The sequence below is a fragment of the Streptomyces clavuligerus genome, assembly GCF_005519465.1.
In the GTDB taxonomy this organism is placed as follows: domain Bacteria; phylum Actinomycetota; class Actinomycetes; order Streptomycetales; family Streptomycetaceae; genus Streptomyces; species Streptomyces clavuligerus.
In genome coordinates this window covers 1,216,879-1,233,389 of the sequence record NZ_CP027859.1, presented here as the reverse complement: position 1 = coordinate 1,233,389, position 16,511 = coordinate 1,216,879, and the positions used below count along the sequence as shown (strand labels likewise).

General features: G+C 73.0%; 11 protein-coding genes. 2 read left to right on the top strand and 9 right to left on the bottom strand.

All coding sequences use genetic code 11. The features are described from left to right. Positions 1-4: 4 nt before the first annotated feature. The 6 genes from CRV15_RS36410 to CRV15_RS33535 form a co-directional block, all read right to left on the bottom strand. The gene (locus CRV15_RS36410; protein ID WP_009999482.1) at positions 5-3,973 is read right to left on the bottom strand and encodes a hypothetical protein; all 3,969 of its coding nucleotides are present in this window, start codon (positions 3,971-3,973) and stop codon (positions 5-7) included. Between the two features lie 282 nt (positions 3,974-4,255). Next, positions 4,256-4,864, bottom strand: a complete 609-nt coding sequence (locus CRV15_RS33555) for a choice-of-anchor C family protein (protein ID WP_003963482.1) — start codon at positions 4,862-4,864, stop codon at positions 4,256-4,258. A 262-nt stretch (positions 4,865-5,126) separates the two neighbouring features. Then, the gene (locus CRV15_RS33550) at positions 5,127-6,008 is read right to left on the bottom strand and encodes an SDR family NAD(P)-dependent oxidoreductase (RefSeq protein ID WP_003963481.1); all 882 of its coding nucleotides are present in this window, start codon (positions 6,006-6,008) and stop codon (positions 5,127-5,129) included. Positions 6,009-6,172: 164 nt separating this feature from the next. After that, a complete protein-coding gene (locus CRV15_RS33545; protein WP_003963480.1) occupies positions 6,173-6,802 on the bottom strand; it encodes a TetR/AcrR family transcriptional regulator in 630 nt (209 codons plus the stop codon). A 76-nt stretch (positions 6,803-6,878) separates the two neighbouring features. Continuing rightward, the gene (locus CRV15_RS33540; RefSeq protein WP_009999476.1) at positions 6,879-7,256 is read right to left on the bottom strand and encodes a peptidase inhibitor family I36 protein; all 378 of its coding nucleotides are present in this window, start codon (positions 7,254-7,256) and stop codon (positions 6,879-6,881) included. A 265-nt stretch (positions 7,257-7,521) separates the two neighbouring features. Further along, entirely contained in the window at positions 7,522-8,457 is a 936-nt protein-coding gene (locus CRV15_RS33535; RefSeq protein WP_003963478.1) for a VOC family protein, read from the bottom strand. 414 nt (positions 8,458-8,871) lie between these two features. Between CRV15_RS33535 and CRV15_RS33530 the strand changes: the two genes are divergently transcribed. Both CRV15_RS33530 and CRV15_RS33525 read left to right on the top strand, forming a co-directional pair. Then, positions 8,872-9,546, top strand: coding sequence for a class I SAM-dependent methyltransferase (locus tag CRV15_RS33530; RefSeq protein WP_009999475.1), 675 nt, complete (start codon positions 8,872-8,874; stop codon positions 9,544-9,546). Positions 9,547-9,820: 274 nt separating this feature from the next. After that, positions 9,821-12,928, top strand: coding sequence for a helix-turn-helix transcriptional regulator (locus CRV15_RS33525; RefSeq protein WP_029183272.1), 3,108 nt, complete (start codon positions 9,821-9,823; stop codon positions 12,926-12,928). Here CRV15_RS33525 and rfbB read toward each other — a convergent pair. The 3 genes from rfbB to CRV15_RS33510 form a co-directional block, all read right to left on the bottom strand. Continuing rightward, entirely contained in the window at positions 12,918-13,892 is a 975-nt protein-coding gene (rfbB, locus tag CRV15_RS33520) for a dTDP-glucose 4,6-dehydratase (protein ID WP_003958522.1), read from the bottom strand. The two genes, CRV15_RS33525 and rfbB, sit on opposite strands and share 11 nt — an antisense overlap. Then, positions 13,889-14,962 carry a glucose-1-phosphate thymidylyltransferase gene (locus CRV15_RS33515; protein ID WP_029183271.1) on the bottom strand — a complete coding sequence of 358 codons (1,074 nt, stop codon included), beginning with the start codon at positions 14,960-14,962 and terminating at the stop codon, positions 13,889-13,891. The genes rfbB and CRV15_RS33515 overlap by 4 nt, the downstream gene beginning before the upstream one ends. A gap of 151 nt (positions 14,963-15,113) precedes the next feature. After that, on the bottom strand, positions 15,114-16,364 hold the full coding sequence (locus CRV15_RS33510; RefSeq protein ID WP_044955962.1) for a cytochrome P450: 1,251 nt from the start codon (positions 16,362-16,364) through the stop codon (positions 15,114-15,116). Between the last annotated feature and the right edge of the window lie 147 nt (positions 16,365-16,511).

The following is a 16,511-nucleotide window of genomic DNA, read 5'->3' as shown; positions in this document are numbered from 1 at the left end:
CGGGCTACTTCTTGAACTCTCGCACCGTGACGTTCCGCCCGCCGGAGGCCGTCACCAAATAGTATTCGACCGGCAGCTCCCTGTTCTTGATCCGCTGGAGCAGCCCATGCTCCTCCGCCGCCTTGTGGAAGTCCTTGTCGTTCTTCAGCATCCATTCGAGATACTCGGGTCGCCCCTGCTGATAGTCCTGGCCCCCGATGGCCCTTGTCCCCAGGGTGCTGCTGCCCCCCTTGGCCTCGCAGATGATGAGGGTCGGTGGATTGCCGGGCTTCAGTTTGACGAGGTCGAGCGTACCGGCTTTGCCCGGGGCCCCCTTGTAGAAGTCGACTCCGCCCTTCGAGCGCGCGAAGTCCTCGGCGGCGTGCATACCCAGTTTCTCGGACTCGCCGGTCAGCTCCGTGCCCAGCTCCTTGTACTTCTTGTCCGCCTTCTCGAACGCGTCCACGTCTTTCGCGTTCCCCAGCCTGCGCTGCTCGGCCAGAGCCGCGCGGTCGACCTTGTCGGGGTTGTTGTGCCCCATCTTCTTGGCGAGTTGCGTGCGCTCCTTGTTCTCCGGCTCCCGCAGCCCCTTGAGCCGCTGCCGTTCGGCCTCGATCTTGTCCATCTCCTTGCCGGACTTCTCCGGCACCGTGTGCCGCTTCTCCTCCGACATCTCCGCCGCGACGTACTTCTCCCGGCGCGCCCGCGACCTCTCGATCAGTTCCTTGAACTTCTTGTGCGCCGCCTCCTTGGTGAACTTCCCTCCCTCCAGGTCCTTCATCAACTGGGTCAGCTCCGCCTTCTCCGCGGCGGTGAAGGTGCTGTCCTGGTGCTGTTTCTGATATGCCTTCATCTCACCGAGCACCTGGGCCTGGGTCATCTCGGTGGCCACGGGGTTGATCACCCCGCGCACCGCCCAGAAGCCGCCCTTCTCGACGGCGGTGAGCGAGGTCAGCCCGTACCGCCGCCGGATCAGGGGGAAGAGGGCGTTGAGCGCGAATTTGCCGACCACGCGGCCCCGGAACCGGTTGACCGCCGAGACGGCCGCCGCCATCGCCTTGGTCAGGCGCTTCCGCTGAGCGTCGGCGTCCTTGCCCTTGTCCTTGTCCTTGCCCTTGCCCCTGTCCTTGTCCCTGCCGCTGCTGGAGTCCCTTCCGGAGTCCTTGCCCCTGCCCCTGCCGGAGCCCCCGCCCGGTCCCTGGCCCGCTGCCTTGCCCCTGCCCAGGGACGTGCCCTTGGCCTTGAGGCTCCGCCAGAGCCGTTGCACCAGGCCGACGATCCTGTCCACGACCCAGTCGACGGCCATCTGGACCGGCCGGGCCATGGCCTGGACGATCTGCCGGACCCGGGCGGCGATGCCGCCGATACCCAGCAGCGCGGCGAGGAAGCCGAGCAGCAGCGGGATGGAACCGGCGAGCGCCCGCTCCACCAGGCCCGGGACACCGCCCGCTCCGCCCTTGGCGATGGCGATCACCGCGTCCAGGACCGCGTTCATGAAGGCGATGACCTGGCGGGCCTGGGTCACGATGAAGGTGATGACATCGATGATCAGCTTGACGGCCCGGACGAACGCGGAGGCGGGGTTGAGGAGGGAGAGGATCCAGGCGATGCCCGCGACCACGAGGGTGGGGACCACATAGTCGATGACCTTGTCGACGAGGGTCTTGCGCAGATCGCCGACGCGGGCCCGGATGTCGTCCCACAGCCCGGCGATGCCCTGTCTGCGGACGGCGGCGACCAGCGGTACGGCGGACTCGGCCGCCGCGACCGCCGCCTCCGGCACCCGGCGGGTGATCCTGGCCCGGATCGACGCCCAGGTCAGGCCGAGCAACCCGGCCAGCAGGGTGAACACGCCGCGGGCGTCGAACTTCTCGGGGAGCTGGAGCCCCGCCTCGGTGGCGCGGCCCAGCAGCCAGGACATGATGCCCTGTTGGAGGTGGCGGCCGATGTTCTGCTGGAACTGGCGCAGCCCCGCGCCCACGCCCCGCACCAGGTTCCCCAGGAAGCCGATGGGGTCCCGGAGGATCATCATGACCGCGCCGGCCGCCTTGGCGAGGACCGCTCCCAGCAGTCGGCCCAGCTCCCGGATGGTGTCGATGACGGAGATGATCGCCTTGACGGCCTTCTGGACGAGGCCCTGGTTCTTCTCCCGTTCCTTGGCGATCTCGGCGTCGACGGACTTGAGGGCTTCGGTGTACTTGTCGGCGAGGGTGTCGACGAGTTGGGTGGCCTTGTCGTCGACGGACTGGGCGAGGTCGTCGAACCGGCCCTGGAACTCGGTGGCCGCCTCCGCGCCGATGGCCCGCAGATCGGTGGGGAGCCTACGGACGGCGGCCTGGAGTTCGGTGCGGCCCTGGGCGATGCGCCGCTTGGCCCGGTCGAGTTCGGAGCCGATGGTGGTGGCGACGTCGGAGATCACCTGGCGCATCCGGCGGAGATAGCCCGCGCGCGCGTCGTCGAAGATCCGGTCCGCCTCCGCCGGGAGTCCGACGAACAGGTCCCTGATCCAGCGGAACTTGCCGATGACGCCGGAGTAGCGGCGGTCCTTGTACTCCTCCATCTTCCGCCGGTGTTCGGCGGTGAAGGCGTCCCTGGCCTCCTTCTCGCCCCGGGTGAACTGGTCGTCGACGCGTTTTTCCAGCCCCTCCAGAATGGATTCGACGTCTTTCTTCATCGTGTCGAAGACGCCCTGGAGAAGCGCGGTGACCTGGGCCCGCTTCTCCTCGTCCCGGCTCTTCGCCCTGCCCTTGCCGGAGCCGACGCCCTGGCCGGTGGTCACCCGCTGGGCGGCCATCGCGCCCATGGCGGTGGCTCCGCTCCGCTGGGCGTCGGCCGTGGTGGTGCGCAGTTCGTCCGCCTCGTGGCGGCGCAGTTGGCGCGGGGCGGTGGCGGAGTGGCGTTCGGCGGCCTTCTTGTCGCCCAGTGCCCTGGTGAACGTCGGTTCGTTGGCCCGTTTCAACTGGCGTTCGGTGACCTGTGCGCCGGACATCTCCCGGTTCACCCGGGCGGGGCCCTCGGACATGTCGGTCGCCGACGGGGGGAGCCGGTCCGGCGCGGCCTTGCTCGCGTCGGGGGGTGCGGGGGTGCCCGGGGGGCGGTCGCCGGTGAGGGGGACGACCTTCTTCTGCTGCGCGGCCGAGGTGTCCGGCGCGGCGGCCGTGGTGGTGGCGATCTGCTCGGCGGACTCGGTCCTGCCCTCGTCGACGGAGCCCTTGACCTCGGCGCGGACCTCGTCCGCCTTGCCGGAGTCCGCGAACTTGTCCGCCTCGTCGAGGTTCTTGGGGGCCTTGGCGGCGATCGCCTTCTCGACCGCCTGGATGAACGCCTCCTTGTCGAAGGACTTGGGCTCCGCCGCGTTCATCTTCTCGGCGTTCGCGGCCTTGCCCTGGGCCACGGCGTCGTCCTTGGGCGGCAGGGCGGCGTCCTGCGCGGCCCCGGCCTCGGTGCGGGCCGGTGGGTGCGAGGTCGCCACGGACCGCTTCTTGCGGCTCACATCGGCCTTGAGCGCGGCGAACTTGGGGTCCGCGTGCGGCCCGGGGCGGCGTCCGGCTCCTCCCGCCTGGCCTCCGCCGCCGCCGGAGCGTTCCCCTCCGCCGGGCTGTTCGGCGGGTGCCGGCCGCTGCGGCGCCGCGGGTCCGGCTCCGGGCGGCGGGGCTGTCGTGGAAGACACCGGCGATACGGCCGAACGGGGCGCGGCGGGGGCCGTCGCCGGAGCGGCCTGTGGGGCCGGGCCCGGCGCGGGAAGCGTCTGGAGGGCCGCCGCGACCGCGCCGTTGCCTGCGCCGGTCGGCCCCGCCGGGGGCGCTCCCCGGGGCCCCGGGCCGTGCGCCACGGGCCCGGGCCCGCCGGAGAGGGCGGCGGCGACGGCCGCGTTGGACGGGGGCGCGGTCCGCCCCCGGTCCGGCGTGGCTCCGCTCCCGCCCGGCCGGGTCTTGGGGACGGTGGCCGTCGCCAGGGCCTCGGGCCGTGGCAGACGGATCTTCGGCGGCGTCATCGGCTGAGCCTCCCTGGACTTCCCCTTGCCGATCGGCACCGCGTCGGCGCCGTACCGGCACCGGAGCGGCGCCGGGGACGAGCCGGGGTGCCCGAGGGCTGTCGCCGTCGCAGCGTGCCAGGGCGGGTGTGGCGCAACCGTCGCGGCGCAGTCACCGGGGCGTCGCGCACGCCGGACGGTGGTGGAGCGAGCCTTGGGGCCCGGAACGCGCGGGAGCCCGGCGGCCCGCCCCTGTCGGGGACGGTCCGCCGGGCTCGTTCGCGCGGTACGGGGTCTGTGTGCTTATCCGCCGGCGCAGCTCGGCCAGGTTCCCCGGGCTTCGACGCAGACATCGTCGATGACGGCGCCGTTGGCGGCGGTCGCGCTCATGGTCCCGGCGAAGGTGAGCGTCGTGGTGGTCCCGGTGGCCACAAAGGTGAACTGGCGTCTCACATAGCCCATGTTGCCGTAGGTCTTGCCGGTGACGTCGAAGGAGAACTCCTGGAACCTCTGGCCGTCGATGAGGGCTTCGCCGGTCTTCAGCGCGGGCAGGTCGTAGGGGTTGCCCGCGAGCGAGTAGGTCACCGTGTAGGTGGTGCCGACGTTCGTCGTGAAAGTCTGGCTCACGGCGCCCCGGGCGTTGAGGTCGATGGACTGGTCGCCCTCGGCCGCCTGCCAGGTGCCCGCGCCGATCAGGTCGACGGCGCCGCCGGACACGTACCACGAGCCCATGAACTGCCCGGGGAAGTACGAGGTGAAGAAGTTGACGGGTGCTCTCGGGGTTTCGAAGCTGCCGTCGTGGATACGGCTCGCGAGCGGCGCCGGGGCCGCCGTCGCGGCGGTGCCGGCGCCCACGACGGCGAGCAGGGCGGCAGCCGCGGCGGCGGCGACGGAGACACGCGAGGAGAACATGGGACCCCTCCTGGAGAAGAACGGCTGACGGACGGCTGACGGACGGGCCGGGCGGCCACGCGCCGACGGACACCGGCCGGACGGGAAGAGCGGACCCAGGCTAGGGCGCGCGGTCGCACCGGGAGAGACCCCGTACCGCGCTGGGGGTGGCGCCTCCGGGCGCAGAGGAGCACACGTCCGCCGCCCGTGCGCCCCGGCTTCTCCCTCAGGGCGCGGATCGGTCCGAAGCCGTGCGGAGCCGGGCCGGACAGAGCCCTGTGGATCACTCCGCGCGCAGGGGTGCCAGCTCACGGCTCAGCCGGAGGACGTCCGCGACCGCGCGGGGGTCGGTGCTGCCCCGGAAGGCGGGGACGGGGACCGCCAGGGGGCCGATGAGCAGGCCGGTCCGCCCCGCGAACTCGGGCGCGGTGGCGGCGGCGACGGAGGAGCGGGCGGCCAGGGAGGCGGGGCCCGCGGTGGAGCGTTCGAAGGCGCGCCGGACCAGCGGCCACAGCAGCCTCAGCGGCGGGGAGACCACCTTCGGGGAGGTCAGGGTACCGTCGGTCATGTCGGTCGCGGCGCCGCCGGGGTCGGCCGCGAAGACCGTGACGCCACTGCCGCGCAGCCGTTCCGCCAGGTCCAGGGTGTAGACGAGGTTGGCGAGCTTGGCCCGGCCGTACCAGTGGAAGCCGTAGTAGCCGCCCGGGGGTTCGACGGCGGCGAAGGTGCGCCGCGCGACCCGGATCGCGGCGGAGCTGACGTTCACGATCCGGCTGGGCCCGCCCGCGCGGAGGCTGTCGAGCAGCAGTTCCGTCAGCAGGTAGGGCGAGAGGTGGTTGACGGCGAAGCCCGCCTCGATGCCGTCGACGGTCCGCTGCCGCTGGGGGAACATCGCGCCGACGTTGTTGACGAGGATGTGCAGCGGGCCCTCGGCGGCGAGCCGGGCGGCGAGGGCCCGTACCTCGCGGAGCGAGGAGAGGTCGGCCGCCAGGAACGCGGGGCCGCCGCCGGTCGCGACCGCCGCGATCCGCTCCAGCGCGCGGGCGCCCCGCTGGGCGTCCCGGCCGACCACGGTGACGGTGAACCCCTGCGCCGCCAGCCCCTTCGCCGTCTCCAGGCCGATTCCGCCGGTTCCCGCTGTCACCACTGCCCGTCGTCGATCCATGGCTCTGCCCTCCGTCGTCGCCACCGCTGTCGCCGTCGCCACTTCGTTCCCAGCGAAACGGATAGCTATCCACTTCGCTGGAGGCACGCTAACACAACCGGATAGCCATCCGGTTGACTTGAGGGAGGAGCAACCGCCCTGGCGGGCGCGGGAGTCGGGCCGGGTCAGCGCGGCGGGCGCAGGCCCTCAAGGAGAACGCCGAGGTACAGCTCGGCACGGGCCGGGCCACCGCTGCCGCCACCGCCACCGACACCGCTGCCGCCACCGCTGCCGCTGCCGCCGCCGCCGGAGCGCACGGCGTGCTCGATGCCGCAGAGCAGTCGGCGTACATCGTCCGCCCCGACATCGCGCCGGACGGCACCGGTCCGGCGGGCCCGGTCGAGCAGCCGGGCGACGGAGGCGTCCAGTTCGTTCTTCAGCTCCGAGGTCCGCGCCTCGGCGTCACCCGCGGACGCGAGGACGGCGGCGAAACCGGTGTCCTCCAGCGCGCGGGCGAGGGTGAACCGCAGCAGGCGGTGCAGACCCGCGAGCGCGTCCTCGTCGTCGGCGGCGGCCCGTGCCTCGTCGACGAGTTCCTGGAAGCGCTCCGCCGACAGCGCCTCCCACAGGGCGTGCGGGGTGGGGAAGTGCCGGTAGACGGTGCCGACGCCGACGCCCGCGAGCCGGGCGACGGCGTTGAGCTGGAGCGCTTCCGCCCCGGCGGCCACCTGCTCACGGGCGGCCCGCAGCACCCGGGCACGATTGCGCGCGGCGTCCGCCCGCAGCGCCGGTTCCGGCCCGGATGTCCCTGTCACGGGCCCAGCATAGAGGGCCCCGGAAGCCGCGCGGCGGGCCCGGGGCCCGCCGCTCGACGCCGTCGATGGACCCCGGTCAGCAGATCCGGCTGGAGGTCACCAGGAAGGACGAGATCACGTCGTTCATGTCCTCGGGGAGCCGCGGGAAGGACGCGCCGGGTCCCAGGGACTTCATGACGCAGCCGCCCTGGTAGTCGGCGTCGTAGAACGGGGTCACCCACCACCGGGTGCGGTTCCAGTACGCCGACGGGTGGTCGTTCATCTCGGCGCCGATGTACGAGACGCTCGCGGGGGAGCTGTAGAGGCGGCCCGTGTAGTCGAGGTGTTCCCACAGGCAGAAGTGGGACGGGGGACACTGCCCCATGTCGGCCCTGGCGGTGGGGGCGCCGAGCAGGCCGGTGGTGAGGGCGGCGGCGAGGGCCGTCGCGAGGGCGGTCGGGCGGAGTGGTCTCATACGGATCGGAGCCTCTGTCCGGTCGGTGGCGCGTGGATGGTCCGCCCGGCCCCGGTCGGCGAGGAGCGGGGCAGGGCGACCATGCATGTACATGACAGCCACCGATGCTCCGGGCCACCGGGACCGGAGGCAACGGCGGACGGCCCCGGTTTACCGAAGGGTAGGCCGGAATTTCCCGGCCGGTGGAGGGGTGTTGCCCAGCTCTTGGGGGAAGAGGCCCGGGAGGCGGTGTCGGCGCGGCCGGTCGGTCGTTCCCGTCAGGGCTTCAGCGCGCGCCGTTCCCGGGGGTGTGCGACGACGTCATCAGCGCCGCCAGATCCTCCGGGTCGAGGAAGGACGGCGGGGGCGGCGGCCCCCAGCTGAACAGGCTCTTCGCGCCCTCCAGGACCTCCGGGGTCCACAGCGCGTCGTCGACGACGCAGTCCATGTCGGCGTAGTACTCCGAGAAGTTGCCCGCCGGGTCCTTCAGATACCAGAAGAAGTTCGAGCCCGCGTAGTGGCGGCCGAGTCCCCAGACATGCCGCTCGGGGTGGCCCTCCAGCATGGCCGTCGCGCCCCGGCCGATCTCGTCCACGTCGTCCACCTGCCAGGAGGTGTGGTGGAGATAGGCGAGCGGGGCGGCGAGCAGCAGCAGGTTGTGATGGTCGGTCGAGCAGCGCAGGAACGCGCCGTGGTCCTTGAGGTAGTCGCTGGCGCGGAAGCCGAGCCCGTCGCGGAAGAAGGCGGTCGACCCGGTGAGGTCGGTGGTCCCGAGGACGGCGTGGCCGAGCCTGCGGGGGCGGACGGGCCCTTCGCGCAGCACCGCCGGGGCACGGGCCCCGGTGCGCTCGGCGCGGCCGGGGCCGTTGACGGCGGGCGCGGGGACGGTGTCCTGGACGGTACGGGGGGCGGTCTCGATCACCACCCGGACTTCCGCGGCGCGGTCCACGGCGGTCAGGGCGGTTCCGGTGAGTGTGCTGCGGACGCCGAGCCGGTCGAGCCGGGACGCGGCGGCGGCGAGGTCGTCGGGGGTGTCCGCGGCCACCCGCAGCTCCAGCAGGCGGCGGGTGGCCGCGCGGACGATCCGGAGCTGCCGCCCGGCGTCCCGGGTGGCGAACCAGCCGTCCCCGTCGGGCGCGAGGCCGAAGTCGGTGTAGTAGGCGGCGGTTTTGGCCACGTCGGGGACGCCCATGGTGACGGAGATCAGGCGGTGCAGCGCCATGCGGACTCCTCGGATCGCGGCCGTGTCCGTCTCCGTCGGCGGGTCGGGGCGTCGACGCGTTTCCGCGTGTCTCCGTGCGTTCCCCGCTCGTCCCGACTCGTTCCCGTTCCCGTTCCCGTTCCCGTTCCCGTTCCCGTTCCCGTTCCCGTTCCCGTTCTGATGGTGCGGCCCTCGTCGCGGTGGTGCCGCCTCGTTCCGATGATGCGGCGGTGCGCTTCGGAGCGTCAAGGAGAACCGCCGACGGGGAATCCGGGGGCAGGAACCGGGCGGAGCGCGCGCGGATGGGACCACGGGTTGCCGTTCCGGCAACAATTCTTGGTGTTCCACGGGGGCGGGGTGATGCTGGCCGTGGCCGCGCCGGTCGTCCGACCGGCCGGGCCATCGCCGTCTCCGCTGTTGCGACGAGGAGTGCTCATGTCCACCACACCCGCCACGTCCGCCGATCACGATGCCGCAGCCCACTCCGCCGATCCGACGGTGTTCTGGGAGGAGCGCTACCAGGTCAGCGACCGGATATGGAGTGGTCGCCCCAATCCGCTGCTGGTGCGCGAGGTCGAGGGGCTGGAGCCGGGGACGGCTCTCGACCTCGGGTGCGGGGAAGGCGCCGACGCCGTCTGGCTGGCCGCCCGGGGCTGGCGGGTCACCGGGGTGGACATCTCGGCGACCGCGCTGCGGAGGGCGGCGCTCCATGCCGAGGAGGCCGGGGAGGCCGGGGTCGCCGAGCGTCTCTCCTGGGAGCGGCACGAGCTGGGGAAGACCTTCCCCGAGGGTCGGTACGACCTGGTCAACGCGCAGTTCCTTCAGTCGCCCGTGGCGTTGGACCAGGACCGGGTGCTGAGCCTGGCGGCCGAGGCGGTCGCGCCGGGCGGGACGCTGCTCGTGGTGATGCACGGCGCCTGGCCGTCGTGGCAGCACGAACACCCCTTCCACGCGGAGTTCCCGACCCTCGACGGGCTGCTGGAGCGGCTGGCGCTGCCCGAGGGGTGGCGGGTGGAGACCCTGGAGGCGGTGGAGCGGCCGTGCTCGTCGCCCGAGGGCGTTCCCGGTACGCGGGTGGACAACGTATGGCGGTTCTCCCGGGCCGTCTGACCCTCTCCGGTCGTTTCTCCCGGTCTCCCCGGCCGTCTCTCCCGGCCTGTCCGCCCGGCGGTGGCCGGTCCGGGCGGACGGGCCACCCGTGCGGTCCGCCCCCATGGCCGGTTCCCGCACCCGTTCCACCCGGTCTTTCCCTGTCGTACCGGTGGCGGCTTCGGCACCGTCCGGCCAAAGGACGCGAACCCGCACCGTGCGCCACGCGTGCACCGAGACGAGGGCGATGTACTCGTTCCTTCCCGTCGTCGTCATCGTGATAGGGAGCGCGTGGATGCCCAACGCACGAACACTGCCGCAGATGCATGGCCGGGAACGACAGCTCGCGCAGATCTGTGCGCATCTGCGCGCCGTGGCAAATTCCCGCCGGGGGGTGGTTCTTCTGGTGGAGGCCGCGCCCGGGGCGGGCAAGACCCGTCTGCTCGGGGAGGCCGTCGGTGCCGCCGAGCGGAACAGTTTCGCCGTCGTCGGGAGCCGCGGCGGCGGCGCTGGCGGTGACGCCGGAAGCGGTCCCGGCCGTGGTGCCGGAAGCGGTCCCGGCGGTGGTGCCGGTGCCGACACCGGTGACGGCGGTGCTCCGGACGGCTCCGGGTCCGGCGCCGCCCCCGGGGCCGTCCGGGCGCCCGCCGGTGCCCGTGCCGTGATCGAGGCGGCGCGGGCCCGGCTGGCCAGGGACGCCGAGCCCACCCGCACCCTCGTGGTGTTCGACGATCTGCACCGGGCCGGTCCGTCCGCGCTGACGGCGCTGTCCGATCTGATCGTGACCTTCCGGACCCGCCCGGTGGTGTGGCTGCTCGCCTTCACCTCCGACCGGCCCCCTGCCCGGGGCCCGGCCTGGGACCCGGCCGGAGATCCGGACGGGGGCGCGATGCGCGACACCGCTCCGTACGATCCGGTGCGGGCCTGCGTCGGCGGGCTCCGGGACCGCATCCTGGTGGAGGCCGTGCGGGAGCTGGGCCCGCTCTCGGGCGACGCGCTGACGCGGCTGGTCACCGACTGCACCGGAGCCGTCCCCGACCCGGCGCTCCTCGCGCTGGCGGAGTGCGTCGGCGGCACGCCCCGTGCGGTGATCGAGCTGATGCGCGGACTGGTGGAGGACGGTGATGTCCACGTCGTCGACGGCCTCTCGCGGATCGTGCACGGCACCGCCCCCGGCCGTATTCCCGCCGGGGGCGGTGTCCGTCTCCCGGCGCCGGTGCCGAAACGGTTCTCCGCATGGGTCCGGAGAGATCTGCGGTCACTCTCCGAATCCACCCTGAGGGCCCTGCGGCTGGCGGCGGTACTCGGCTCCCCGTTCGCGCCGGAGGATCTGTCGACGCTGCTCGGCCAGGCGCCGGCCGGTCTGCTGACGGCGGTGGACGAGGCCGTCGTCCAAGGGCTCCTGGTCTGCGGTGAGCACGACCTCGCGTTCCGCAGCGAGCCGATCTGGCGGGTTCTGCTCGACTCGGTGCCGCCCCCGGTCTGTGTACTGCTGCGGCGGCAGGCGGCCGAGATGCTGCTGTCGCGCCCCGGCGGTGTGGAGCGCGCCGCGCTCCAGCTCGTCCATGTCGCCCACCACGGCAACGCGGAGGAGCTGCGCGTCATCGCCGAGGGGGCCCGGAAGCTGCTCGCCACCGATCCGCCGACCGCGGCACGGCTGGCGATCCGCTGTATGGAGCTGCTCTCCCCCGGGCAGCCCGAACGGGTGCGGCTGGCGCGGACGGCGGTCGAGGCGTACACCCGGGCGGGCGAGCTGGACCGGGCGATCACCCTGGCCCGGGAGACGATCGACGAGGCCACCGGGCTCGCCGCCCCGGTCTCCGCCGAGGACGCCCGGACCACCCGGGGCACCGGGACCACCGGGACCGTCCGGGGCACCGAGAACGCCCGGAGCGCGGGGGGCACCAGGGCCGTCGGGGGCGCCCGGGTCGTCGGGACCGCTGAGACCACCGGGGCCGCCGAGGACATCGCCGCGCTCCAGGCGTCCATGTCGACCGCGCTGCTGCTCCTCGGGAACGCTCCGATGGCGCGCCGGGCGGCGGATGACGCGCTGGCGGCGCAGCAGGGCGGCCGCCCGCGCCGCGAGGCTGTGATCACCCATCTCGCCGCCTCCTATCTGACCGGCGACAGCACCGCTCCGGAACGCGCGCAGAAGATCATCAGTGCGCCCGACCCCCATGCCCAGGCCGTACAGGTCGCGATGATCTTCCATGCGTTCGGCCAGTGGCGCGACGGGAAGGTGGGCTCCGCCGTGGAGACCCTGCGGGAAGCCGTCGCGCTCGACCCCGGGGGCGACGACGCACGGCTCCTCGACCCGCGCTGGTTTCTCGCCTTCGCGCTGACCAGGACCGACGAGTACGAGGAGGCCGCGGCGGTGGTCCGGCGCTCGACCCGGAGCGGCGGCGCCGCCGGGTCCTCGGCGGCCACCGGGGCCAGAACACCGGCCGCCGCCGTCGCGGCCCTGCTCCGGGCGCCGCTGCACCTCGCCCTGGGACGCCTGGACGACGCCGAGGAGGCGGCGCGGACCGGGGTCGGCGCGGACGGCGGCCCGCATGTGCCGCTGCTCGCGCCGCAGGCGTGGCTGGTACTGGCCCACGCCGCGCTGCGCCGGGGGGCGCTCGCCCGGGCCGAGGACCATCTCAGAACCCTGGACCAGGGCTTTCCGCAGCACGCGTCCAGCCCCTGGTCGGCCGCGCGCGATCTGCTGAGCGCGCAACTGGCCGAGGCCCGGACGGACGCCCGCGCGGCGGCGGACGTCCTCGCGGAGATCGGTGAACGCCCCGGCGGGCTCCGGGAACTCGTCCTCGTGGACCCGGCCGCCGCCGCCTGGTGCGTCCGCTGCGCGCTCGCGGCGGATCTGCCGGGCCTCGTGAAGACGGTCGTCGACACGGTGGACCAGCTCCAGGCGCACAACCCCTGCGTCCCCGCGGTGCTCGCCTCGGCGGCGCACGCCCGCGCCCTCGCCGGGAAGGACGCGGAGGGTGTGGACCGCGCGGGCCTGCTGCACCGCAATCCGTGGGCCCGCGCCTCGGTGGCCGAGGACCACGCCGGTCTGCTGCTCGACCGCGGCGAGCACGAGCGCGCGATCGGCGAGCTGGACCGGGCGATGAACGCCTACGGCGCGCTCGGCGGCGAGTGGGACGCCGCGCGGGTACGGGCCCGGCTGCGCGAACTCGGTGTGCGGCGGCGGCACTGGACGCACACGAAACGCCCGGTCTCCGGCTGGGAGAGTCTGACCACGACGGAGCGGAAGGTGGCGGAGCTGGTGGCCGGGGGACTCACCAACCGGCAGGCCGCGCGCCATCTGTACATCTCCCCGCACACGGTGGGGTTCCATCTGCGGCAGATCTACCGGAAGCTGGGCATCCAGTCCCGTACGGCGCTGATCCGTTTCACGGCGTGAGCCCTGTTCGCGCCAGGGGAACGTGTTCCTTCAGCGGCTCCCACCAGGGGCGGTGGGCGGCGTACCACGCGACGGTCTCGGCGAGGCCCCGTTCGAACGCGATCCGCGGGGCGTAGCCGAGTGCGCGCAGCTTGGCGTCGGTGAGGGAGTAGCGGCGGTCGTGGGCCTTGCGGTCGGGCACCGGCTCGACGCGCTGCCCGGGGGCGTGGAGCGCGTCGAGCAGCCGCAGGGTCAGTTCGATGTTGGTCAGTTCGGCGGTTCCGGCGACGTGGTAGACCTCGCCCGGCGCGCCGCGTTCGGCGACCAGCCGGATGGCGCGGCAGTGGTCGTCGACGTGGATCCAGTCGCGGACATGGCCGCCGTCTCCGTACAGCGGCACGTTCCGGCCGTCGAGCAGATGGGTGACGAAGAGCGGGACGAGCTTCTCCGGGTACTGGTACGGACCGTAGTTGTTGCCGCAGCGGGTGATGCTGACCGGCAGCCGGTGGGTCCGGGCGTAGGCGAGCGCGATCAGGTCGCCGGCCGCCTTGGAGGCGGCGTAGGGCGAGTTCGGGCTGAGCGGGGCGGTCTCGTCCCAGGAGCCGGTGTCGATGCTTCCGTACACCTCGTCGGTGGAGACCTGGACGACCCTCGGGATGCCCGCGTCGAGGCATGCCTGGAGCAGGGTCTGCACCCCGAGGACGTTGGTGCGGACGAACTCGCCCGCGCCGGCGATCGACCGGTCGACGTGGGACTCGGCGGCGAAGTTGACGACGAGGTCATGGCCGGGGACGACCTCCTTGAGCAGGGCCGCGTCACAGATGTCGCCGTGGACGAAGGTGAAGCGCCCGGCGACGGGTTCCAGGTTGGCGGGGTTCCCGGCGTAGGTCAGTCTGTCGAGCACGGTCACCGTGTCCTCGTGGACCCGGCCGCGGACGAAGTGCGAGCCGATGAAGCCGACGCCGCCGGTCACCAGGATCCTCATGATGCGATCCGCACCGTGCTGTGGTCGCCGAGGACGAGGCGGTGGGCCCCCTGTCCGCCGTCGGCGCGGGGTCGCGACAGCACCTCGGCCTCCCGTCCGATCAGCGAGCACTCGACGCGCCGCACCCCGGTGATGGTCGCCCCGCGCAGCACGATGGAGTCCTCGATCTCACTGTCGACCACCGCGCAGTCCCGGTCGATGGAGGTGAAGGGGCCGATCCGGGAGTCGCGGACCAGGGAGCCCGCCGCGACGACCACCGGGCCGACGATCCGGGAGCCGGTGACGGTCGCGCCCTTCTCGACCACCACCCGGCCGATCAGTTCGCTGGAGTGGACCTCGCCCGGGCGGTCGGACTCGATTCCGTCCAGGACCAGGCGGTTGACCTCCAGCAGATCGGCGACATTGCCGGTGTCCTTCCAGTAGCCGGAGACGATGGTGGCGTCCACCCGGCGGCCCTCGTCGATCATCTGCTGGATCGCGTCGGTGATCTCCAGTTCGCCGCGCCACGAGGGCTTGAGCCCCCACACGGCGTCGTGCACCCGGGGGGTGAAGAGATAGACGCCGACCAGTGCGAGATCGCTCCTCGGCCGCTCGGGTTTCTCCTCCAGGCCGGTGACACGGCCGAGGGGGTCCAGTTCGGCGACGCCGAACGCGCGCGGGTCCGCCACCCGGGTCAGCATGATCTGGGCGTCCGGACGGTGGGTCCGGAACCGCCGCACGGCGGCGCTGACACCGTCGACGAGGAAGTTGTCGCCGAGGTACATCAGGAAGTCGGCGTCACCGAGGTAGTCGCGGGCGATCCGCACGGCGTGGGCCAGGCCCAGGGGCGCCCGCTGCGGCAGGTAGGTCACGTCCAGACCGAACCGCGAGCCGTCGCCGACCGCGGACTCTATCTCGGCGGCCGTGTCACCGACGACGACGCCGGTCTCCCGGATGCCCGCGGCGGCGATGGCCTCCAGGGTGTAGAACAGGACGGGTTTGCCCGCGACCGGGACGAGTTGCTTGGCCGATGTGTGGGTGATCGGCCACAGCCGGGAGCCGGAGCCGCCCGCGAGCACGAGCGCCTTCAGATCGGTGCGCGGAGCGTCGGTGTCCGGAGCGTCGGTTCGCGGAGCGTCGCAGCGAGAAGCGTCGGAGCGCGGAGCTTCGGAGCGCGGAGCCATCGTTCCCCCATATCTATATATCCGCATATCCATGTGAACGTGAGCAGGTCCGGCGCCGTCAGAGCAGCACGGCGGGCAGGGCGCTCATCCTGCGGATCATCCACTCCGACTCCCAGGCGACGGCGGTACGGGTGCTCAGCCGCGCCCTCGGGAACCGGCGCAGGAATCCGCGGACCGCGATCTGTGCCTCCAGCCGGGCCAGCGAGGCGCCGATGCAGTAGTGCGGGCCGAGGCCGAAGGAGAGGTGGCCCTGCCCGGCGCGCTCCGGCGTGAAGCTGTCGGCTCCCTCGTCCGGTCGCCGGTTCGCCGCCGCGATATTGACCTGCACCGGGGCTCCACGGGGGATCAGAAACCCGCCGATGTCGATGTCCTCGGTGGCGAAACGCCAGGTCGGATGGGGAAACGGGGGGTGCACCCGCAGCGTCTCCTCGACCCAGGCCCTGATCTCGTCGTCGGTGCGCGGGCGCTCGTCGCAGGGCCGTCGCAGCGCCTCGTACAGCGCGGTGGAGATCAGGCTCCCGGTCGTCTCGTACCCCGTGATGATCATCGCCAGGGTCCAGACGACGGCCTCGCCCTCGGTGACCGCCGCGTCCGGACCGTCCGCCGCGTCCGGACCGGTGGCGGCGGACAGCAGGCCCGTGATCACCCCGTCCCGCAGCGGGGCCGGGTCGCGGACCCAGCCCTCGACCGCCCCGTACAGCGCCCCGACCGCGCGGGCACGGTCCGGGTAGTCGGAGGAGTAGAGGATGACGTCGGTGATGGAACGGAGCTGTTCCCGCGCCCCGGGGGGCAGGCCCAGCATCTCGGAGATGAACGCGAGCGGGACGCGGTGGGTGTAGGCCGTGACCACGTTGACCTCACCGGGCTCACCGGAATCGCCCGTCGTGCTGGTTCCGCCCGTTCCGCCGGGCTCGCCGGGCCCGGAGGAGCGGGAACGTTCCAGCTCGTCCAGGAAACCGTCCACCTGGACGCCGACCCGCGCGCCCCAGGTCTCGGTGTTGCGCGGGCTCAGCACCGACGCGTGCAGCCGCCGGATCCGGGCGTGGTGGGCTCCATCGCTCATGATCATGGTGCGGGCGTACTCGGGGTCGGGCTGCGAGCCCAGCATCAGCCCCGGCTTGCGCATCCAGGCGGGGACCAGGGTCACGTCCTTGGCGAGCGCGGGGTGGGTGAGCGCGACCCGGACCAGCTCCGGATCGCACACGACCCAGGCGTGCCGGTCCAGATAGGGGATGCGGACGACCGGCGCGACCCGCGCGGCGGCCAGCAGCTCCGGCATGCAGTCGAACGGCCCCGGGTCCGTCGGCATGCTCGTCGCGGGAGCCTGTGCCAGACGGGTCCGCCCGGCGACGGCCCGCCCCGCGACGGCCGGTTCAGTGACCGCCGGTTCGGTGACGGCCGGTCCGGTGGTGACCGGTCCGGTGGTGAAGCGTTCGGCAGCGGCGCGTCCGGTGAC

Coding starts and splice junctions, on each gene's coding strand:
- rfbB (WP_003958522.1), bottom strand. CDS start 13,892: ATGAGGATCCTGGTGACCGGCGGCGTCGGCTTCATCGGCTCGCACTTC.
- CRV15_RS36410 (WP_009999482.1), bottom strand. CDS start 3,973: ATGACGCCGCCGAAGATCCGTCTGCCACGGCCCGAGGCCCTGGCGACG.
- CRV15_RS33540 (WP_009999476.1), bottom strand. CDS start 7,256: ATGAGACCACTCCGCCCGACCGCCCTCGCGACGGCCCTCGCCGCCGCC.
- CRV15_RS33530 (WP_009999475.1), top strand. CDS start 8,872: ATGTCCACCACACCCGCCACGTCCGCCGATCACGATGCCGCAGCCCAC.
- CRV15_RS33555 (WP_003963482.1), bottom strand. CDS start 4,864: ATGTTCTCCTCGCGTGTCTCCGTCGCCGCCGCCGCGGCTGCCGCCCTG.
- CRV15_RS33510 (WP_044955962.1), bottom strand. CDS start 16,364: ATGCCGACGGACCCGGGGCCGTTCGACTGCATGCCGGAGCTGCTGGCC.
- CRV15_RS33535 (WP_003963478.1), bottom strand. CDS start 8,457: ATGGCGCTGCACCGCCTGATCTCCGTCACCATGGGCGTCCCCGACGTG.
- CRV15_RS33525 (WP_029183272.1), top strand. CDS start 9,821: ATGCCCAACGCACGAACACTGCCGCAGATGCATGGCCGGGAACGACAG.
- CRV15_RS33550 (WP_003963481.1), bottom strand. CDS start 6,008: ATGGATCGACGACGGGCAGTGGTGACAGCGGGAACCGGCGGAATCGGC.